General features: G+C 69.9%; 9 protein-coding genes. 6 read left to right on the plus strand and 3 right to left on the minus strand.

The window, feature by feature from the left end; genetic code table 11:
- Positions 1-125 precede the first annotated feature (125 nt).
- Complete coding sequence (locus AC1D01_RS15330; RefSeq protein ID WP_477867646.1) at positions 126-845, plus strand: glutathione S-transferase; 720 nt, start codon at positions 126-128, stop codon at positions 843-845.
- 88 nt (positions 846-933) lie between these two features.
- Here the strand turns inward: AC1D01_RS15330 and AC1D01_RS15335 are convergent, their stop codons facing one another.
- Positions 934-1362: a cupin domain-containing protein gene (locus AC1D01_RS15335; protein ID WP_477867648.1), complete on the minus strand. Its 429-nt coding sequence runs from the start codon at positions 1360-1362 to the stop codon at positions 934-936.
- A gap of 92 nt (positions 1363-1454) precedes the next feature.
- Between AC1D01_RS15335 and AC1D01_RS15340 the strand changes: the two genes are divergently transcribed.
- Genes AC1D01_RS15340 through AC1D01_RS15355 form a run of 4 tightly spaced genes read left to right on the plus strand, consistent with a single transcriptional unit; the run spans position 1455 to position 4487 of the window.
- Positions 1455-1673: a DUF4266 domain-containing protein gene (locus AC1D01_RS15340; RefSeq protein ID WP_477867650.1), complete on the plus strand. Its 219-nt coding sequence runs from the start codon at positions 1455-1457 to the stop codon at positions 1671-1673.
- Positions 1664-2806: a DUF3570 domain-containing protein gene (locus AC1D01_RS15345; RefSeq protein ID WP_477867652.1), complete on the plus strand. Its 1143-nt coding sequence runs from the start codon at positions 1664-1666 to the stop codon at positions 2804-2806. Before AC1D01_RS15340 ends, AC1D01_RS15345 begins: the two co-directional genes overlap by 10 nt.
- An 11-nt stretch (positions 2807-2817) precedes the next feature.
- Complete coding sequence (locus AC1D01_RS15350) at positions 2818-3798, plus strand: FAD:protein FMN transferase (RefSeq protein ID WP_477867654.1); 981 nt, start codon at positions 2818-2820, stop codon at positions 3796-3798.
- On the plus strand, positions 3795-4487 hold the full coding sequence (locus tag AC1D01_RS15355; RefSeq protein ID WP_477867656.1) for a penicillin-insensitive murein endopeptidase: 693 nt from the start codon (positions 3795-3797) through the stop codon (positions 4485-4487). Before AC1D01_RS15350 ends, AC1D01_RS15355 begins: the two co-directional genes overlap by 4 nt.
- A gap of 6 nt (positions 4488-4493) precedes the next feature.
- Here the strand turns inward: AC1D01_RS15355 and AC1D01_RS15360 are convergent, their stop codons facing one another.
- The gene (locus AC1D01_RS15360; protein ID WP_477867658.1) at positions 4494-4940 is read right to left on the minus strand and encodes a GlcG/HbpS family heme-binding protein; all 447 of its coding nucleotides are present in this window, start codon (positions 4938-4940) and stop codon (positions 4494-4496) included.
- 81 nt (positions 4941-5021) lie between these two features.
- Here AC1D01_RS15360 and AC1D01_RS15365 point away from each other — a divergent pair, with 81 nt between their 5' ends.
- Entirely contained in the window at positions 5022-5921 is a 900-nt protein-coding gene (locus AC1D01_RS15365) for a LysR family transcriptional regulator (protein WP_477867660.1), read from the plus strand.
- A gap of 57 nt (positions 5922-5978) precedes the next feature.
- On the opposite strand, the gene selD is transcribed toward AC1D01_RS15365, so the two are convergent.
- The coding region (selD, locus tag AC1D01_RS15370; RefSeq protein WP_477867662.1) for a selenide, water dikinase SelD at positions 5979-6972 on the minus strand (994 nt) is incomplete at its 5' end.

Below are 6972 nucleotides of genomic sequence, written 5' to 3' on the forward strand. Positions count from 1 at the left end.
CGGTAGCGCGCACCGCAGAGCCAGCAACTTGCGCGCCAGCCGGCCCGCAGGCACCGGGCAATGGCACAGCGCTTGCAATGCCTTACCGGACACGCCGCCCCGCCGCGTGGTTTCGGAGACCCCGCATGTCGACCGTCGCCGCGAAGAAGCCCGCTGCCAAGCCTGCTCCAAGGAAAGCGGAGGCTGCCACCGCGAAGGCGACGCTGACGCTCAGCAGCCGCAACTACTCGTCGTGGTCGCTGCGCGGCTGGTTGCTGGCGCGCTTCGCCGGGCTGGACTTCGACGAGGTGATGGTGTCGCCCGACGATGCCGATGCGCGCAAGGAGCTGCTGCTGCTCGCGCCGTCGATCCGCGTGCCCTGCCTGACGCACGAGGGCGCGAAGGTGTGGAACACGCTCGCGATCGCGCAGTACCTGGACGAGATCAAGCCGGGCGCCGGCCTGATGCCGAAGGACCGCATCGCGCGGGCGCATTGCCGTTCGGTCAGCGGCGAGATGAACTCGGGCTTCGCGAACCTGCGCAGTTCGCTGCCGATGAACCTGAAGGCGCACCACCCGGGGCACAAGATCTGGGCCGGCGCGCAGCCCGACATCGAGCGCATCACCGAGATCTGGACCGAGTGCCTCGAGGCGTATGGCGGCCCGTACCTGTTCGGCGCGCAGCGCACGATGGCCGACGCGATGTACGCGCCGGTCGTCACGCGCTTCCTGACCTACGGGGTCAAGCTGAACAAGCCCTGCATCCTCTACTGCCAGACCATCATGGCGATGCCGGAGATGAAGGAGTGGATCGCTGCGGCGAAGGCCGAGCCCGACGACATCGAAGAACTCGACATGGAGTTCTAGAGGAATGACCACCCCTCGGCCGACGGGTACGTCGACCGATCCCCCGMGGGGATGCGGGCCGGCTTGGGGCGGCCCGGCGCTCGGCCCGCTATGCGCGGGTCCAGGGCGTCACCGGAGGCACCTCGCACGGCCCCGGCATGTCGATGGTCGTGAAGTCTGACGGCCCGACGATCTCGATGTACTCCATGTCGGGCGAGTAGTCGAACAGGTAGTGCACGATGCCGGGGCGCTGGTGCACGCAGTCGCCGGCCGAGACCAGCGTCTCCTGGTCCTCGTACATGAACTTCGCCCAACCCTTGGTCATGATGACGATGTGGAACTGCGCCTCATGACGGTGCCAGCCGGTGCCCTTTTCGGGTGCCATGTTGGCCTTGACCAGCTGCGCCAGCACCCGGCCCCGGGTGGCTTCCTCGACGCCGAGGTCGCGGTACAGGAAGAAATCCCGCAGCCCGTCGCTGCGCCAGGCGGTGTCGCCCGGCTTCACGTGTGAGAACTTCGTGGTGGTGCTGTCCAGCATCGCGAACCTCCAGCGTTCAAACGGTGCGCGGCGGCATGCATGAAGCGTTCCACGCCGGGAGTTAAAGTCTCGCGCGACGACAGGGGAACACCATGACGAAATCAGCGATCGGGCTGCTGGTGCTGGGCTGCATCGCCGGCTGCGCCAACTACGAACCGCCCAAGGCCTGGGACAAAGGCAAGCTCGCGAAGCCCGAGATGACGATGGGCGGCAATGCGCTGGAGCAGCGCTTCGAGCAGCACATCTACACCAGCAAGGAAAACGCGTCCGGCGGCTACGGCGTCGGTGGCGGAGGCTGCGGATGCAACTGACCGCCCCCTTCGGCACCCTCGTGCTCGCCGCGATGGCCTTGCCCGGTGTCTGGCATTCGTCAGCGCGCGCCGAGAACGCCCCCGAGCAAGGCCTCATCGGCCTGCGCTTCCTGAACTACCAGGACTCGCAGCCCGGCTGGAAACGCATCACGGTGAACTCGCCGTCGTTCCTGCTCGCAGCACCCATCGGCCGCGACTGGGGCCTGGAGGCGACGGCCACGGTCGACCATGTGTCGGGCGCGACGCCGCGCTACCACAGCAGCGTGTCCGGCGCGTCGACGATGGACGACGAGCGCAAGGCCGGCGACCTGAAGGTGACGCGCTACTTCCAGCGCGCGTCGCTGTCGCTGGGCGGCGCCTACTCGACCGAGCACGACTACCTGTCGCGCGCGTTCTCGGTGGCCGGCACGCTGTCGAGCGACGACAACAACACCACCTGGAATGCCGGCTTCGGCCATGCCGGCGACAAGATCGACCCGACCGAGGGCGGCTATGCCGGCACCATCCGCGACGAGCGCAAGCGCACCAACGACTTCATCGTCGGCGTCACGCAGGCCGTCACCGGCGACGACCTGGTGCAGGCCAACCTGACGCACAGCCGCAGCACCGGCTACCTGAACGATCCGTACAAGGCGCTCGATGCGCGCCCCAGCGAGCGCCGCCAGACCGCGCTGCTGCTGCGCTGGAACCACCACTTCGCCGGCGACGGCTCCACGTTGCGCACCAGCTACCGCGCCTACAACGACAGCTGGCAGGTGAAGGCGAGCACGCTGCAGCTGGAGTGGATCAAGCCGGTCGGCGGCGGCGTCAGCCTGGYGCCGCTGCTGCGCTACTACACGCAGAGCGCCGCATCGTTCTACACCGATCCGGTGTACGACGCGACGCTCGGCGCGCCGTTCCCGGTGGGCTGGGATGCCAGCGCCTACAACTCGCCGGACCAGCGCCTGTCGGCCTTCGGCGCGTTCACGCTGGGGCTGAAGCTGCAATGGGCGGTCGACGCGCTGTGGACCTTCGACCTGAAGGGCGAGGCCTACCAGCAGCGCGGCGAGTGGCGTGCCGGCGGCGAGGGCTCGCAGGGGCTGGAGCCGTTCAAGGCGCGCATGCTGCAGGTCGGCATCAGCCGCAGGTTTTGAGCGAGCCGATCGTGTCCCATCCGATGTCGGCGCGCGCCGAGGCGCAGCCCGACGACCTCGGCTTCGGCTTCAGCGCGATGGCCTGCGAGTGCGAGATCCGCATCGCCGACCTCGGCCGCAAGAAGGCCGAGCCGCTGGCGCGCGAGGCGATCGACGAGGTGCGGCGCATCGAATCGAAGTTCTCGCGCTATCGCGAGGCGAGCGTGGTGTCGCGCATCAACGCGGCGGCGGGCAGCGGCCGGCCGGTCGAGGTCGACGTCGAGACGGCGGACCTGCTCGACTTCGCCGCGCAGCTGCATGCGAGCAGCGGCGGGCTGTTCGACATCACCTCGGGCATGCTGCGCCAGGCCTGGGATTTCAAGGCCGGCCGCAAGCCGGCTGATGGCCAGCTTGCGCACCTGCTGCCGCGCGTCGGCTGGAGCAAGCTGCGCTGGCAGCGCCGCGGGCCGCAGCAGGTCGGGCGCATCGAGCTGCCGATGGCCGGCATGGAGCTCGACTTCGGCGGCTTCGGCAAGGAGTACGCGGCCGATCGCGCCGCGACGCTGCTGCAGACGCGCGGCGTGCGCCACGGCATGGTCAACCTGGGGGGCGACATCCGCCTGATCGGCCCGCGGCCCGACGGCCGGCCCTGGGTGCTCGGCGTGCAGCACCCGCGGCACGAGCGCGCGCTGGTCGCCCGCATCGACCTCGGCGATGGCGCGCTCGCGACCAGCGGCGACTACGAACGCTTCTTCGAGCACGACGGCGTGCGCTACTGCCACATCCTCGATCCGCGCAGCGGCATGCCGGTGTCGCACTGGCAATCGGTCAGCGTGGTGGCGCCGGCCTGCCTGGCGGCCGGCGCGCTGACGACGATCGCGATGCTGCTGCAGGCGGACGCGCTGGCGTTCCTGCAGTCGCAGAACGTCGGCTACCTGGCGGTCGATGCGCAGGGCGGCATCCACCGGCACGAGATCTGGCAGCGCGGCGAGAGCGAGGCGCCGCCACCGTGAGCCGCATCCATCGGCGGGCGCTGCTCGCGTTGTGCGGATCGGCGGCCGCGCTGCCGTCGTGGGCGGCGAGCCGTTGCTTCGGCACGGTGGCCCAGGGTCGGCTCGAGGACGGCGTTGCGCTGCCGACGGACGGCGCCAACTTCTCGGCCTACAGCCGGCTCGGCGTGACGGCCGGCCGCACCCATGTGCACTCGACGGTGCACGACATCGTCGTCGACGCCTATGCGCAGCTCGCGACGGCGCTGCCGGGCACGGTGTTCGTCTACGGCGAAACCGGCTGGGCGAGTGGCGGCCGCATCCGGCCGCACCGCAGTCACCAGAACGGCCTGTCGGTCGACTTCTTCGTGCCGGTGCGCAACGCGGCCGGCGCGTCGGTGCCGTTGCCGACGGGCGTGACGAACAAGCTCGGGTACGCGATCGAGTTCGATGCGGCAGGCCGCTTCGGCGACCTGCGCGTCGACTTCGCGGCGATCGCGGAGCACCTGTTCCAGCTCGCGGAGTCGGCACGGCGCCACGGCGCGGGCCTCGCGATGGTGATCTTCGATCCGCCGTACCTGCCGATGCTGCTGGCCACGCCGCGYGGCGACTGGCTGCGCGAGCACGTCAACTTCATGAAGGGCCGCGCGTGGGTGCGGCATGACGAGCACTACCACGTCGATTTCCGCATCGCCTGCGATCCTTTGGGCTGAGGCTGCTCAGGCCTGCGTGACGTCGAAGCCGACGGCCTTCAGCGCGATCTCGGCCGCCTGCTGGTCCTGCAGCGCATTGCCGCCGGAGATGCCGATGCCGCCGACGACGCGGCCGTCGTGGACGATCGGACAGCCACCGCCGACGGCGACCAGCCGCGGCCGGTGCGCGAGTTGCGCGACGACCGGGTCCTTGACGATGCCCGCCCACACATGGGTGCCGAGGCCGAACGACGCGGCCGTCCAGGCCTTGTCGATCGCGACGTCGACGGTCAGGAACGGGGCGGCGTCGGTGCGGTCCAGCGCCTTCAGGTGACCGCCGGCATCGGTGACGGCGATGGTGGCTTCGATGCCGATGTCATGGCAGGCGGCGCGCGCGGCGTCGATCAGGCGCGCCGCTGCTTCGCGGGCGATCGACGTGGACGCAACGGTGAGGGGAGTCTGTGGGCGGTTCATGGGGGCTTCCAGTGAGTGAGGCTCGAACTCTAGAATCGCAAACATCGATTGATAAGCCTGCTGAGAAAGTATCAATTTCAAATGAAGGTTGGCAATATCGCGGACTTCGACGTGCTGATCCAGACCGCGCGGGGCGGCTCGCTGACGGCTGCCGCTGCGGCACTCGGCATCACGCCGGCGGCGGCCAGTGCGATGCTGAAGCGGCTGGAGGCGCAGCTCGGCACGCGGCTGTTCGAGCGTTCGACGCGCGCGATGCGGCTGACGGCACAAGGGCAGACGCTGCTCGGCTATGCGACGCGGGCCTTCGAGCTGCTGGCCGAGGGCGAATCGCAGGTGACGGAAGAGCGCGGTGCGCTGGTCGGCAGCTTGCGCGTTGCCGCGCCTTCGGACCTGACGCGCACCACCTTGCTGCCGTGGTTCAGCGAGTTCATGGCCGCACATCCCGGCCTGCAACTGGTGCTCAGCGTGGGGGATCGCCCGAAGGACGTGGTGCGCGACGATGTCGATGTCGCGTTGCGCTACGGCACGCCGGCCGACTCGGGCCTGGTCGCGCGGCTGCTGGTGCCGTCGCGGCCGGTGCTGTGCGCATCGCCCGACTACCTGCGCCGGCACGCCGCGCCGCAGGTGCCACAGGACCTGCTGCAGCACAACTGCCTGACCTTCGACCGCGGCGGGCGCAACTTCCGCGGCTGGCGCTTCGGTCGCGACGGCCATTGGGTCGAGGTGCGCGTCAAGGGCGACCGCACCGTCGACGATGCCTCGCTGGCCCGCGAATGGGCGGTGGCGGGGGCAGGCGTGCTGCTGAAGTCGCAGATCGACATCCGCAGCGAACTGCTCAGCGGTGCGCTGCTGCCGCTGCTGCCCGAGTGGGAGACCGAGCCTTACCCGTTGCACGCGCTGCTGCCGAGCGGCCGCTTCGTGCCGGGGCGGGTGAGGGCGCTGGTGGATTTCCTGGCGAAGAAGTTCGAGGCACTCTCGTAGCCCGGATGCCAATCCGGGAATGCGGTGGTGCGCGAAGAACCCGGATTGGCATCCGGGCTACGTGACTTGCAACCGCGGCGACCCCGCCCGCATGCGCCCGATCACGGCGGCCTGTCCAAACCCCGTGGCATGAAACCGCGCCAGCACCTGCGCCGCCACCTCGGGCGCGCAGCTCACCAACAGCCCGCCGCTGGTCTGTGGATCGGTCAGCAGCGCCTGCTGCCACGGCTGCAACCCGGGCGCGAGCGTCACGTCGGCGCCATACCCAGCCCAGTTGCGCGCCGACGCGCCGGTCGCGATGCCGTGCCGCGCATGCGCGGCGGCCGACTCGATCAAGGGCAGCGCGGAGAAGTCCAGCTCGGCCGCCAGCCCCGACCCCCGGCACACCTCCAGCAAGTGCCCCGCCAGCCCGAAGCCGGTCACGTCGGTCATCGCATGCACGCCGTCGAGCCCACCCAGCTCGCTGCCGACGCGGTTCAGCTGCGTCGTGTGGCGCAGCATCTCCGCATACCCCGCCGCATCCAGCACCCCCTTCTTCAGCGCGGCCGACAGGATGCCCACGCCGAGCGGCTTGCCCAGCACCAGAACGTCGCCATCGCGCGCATCGGCATTGCGGCGCACGCGATCCGGGTGCACCAGGCCGAGCGCGACCAGCCCGTAGATCGGCTCCAGCACGTCGATCGAATGGCCGCCGGCGATCGGGATGCCGGCCTCGCGGCAGATGCTCGCGCCGCCTTCGAGGATCGCGCCGATGACGGCCGGCGGCAGTTTGTCGAGCGGCATGCCCACCAGCGCCAGCGCCATGATCGGCGTGCCGCCCATCGCGTAGATGTCGGAAATGGCGTTCGTCGCCGCGATGCGGCCGAAGTCGCGCGGGTCGTCGACAATCGGCGTGAAGAAGTCGGTGGTGGCCACCAATGCCTGCTGGTCGTTCAGCCGGTACACCGCCGCATCGTCGGCGGTCTCGGTGCCCACCATCAGTTCGGGCGGCACCAGGCCCTGCGGCGCGCGCGCGAGCCGGCTGAAGGATGAATTCCTCGCGACGCTGAGC

Source organism: Rhizobacter sp. P3_B12 (assembly GCF_056402895.1).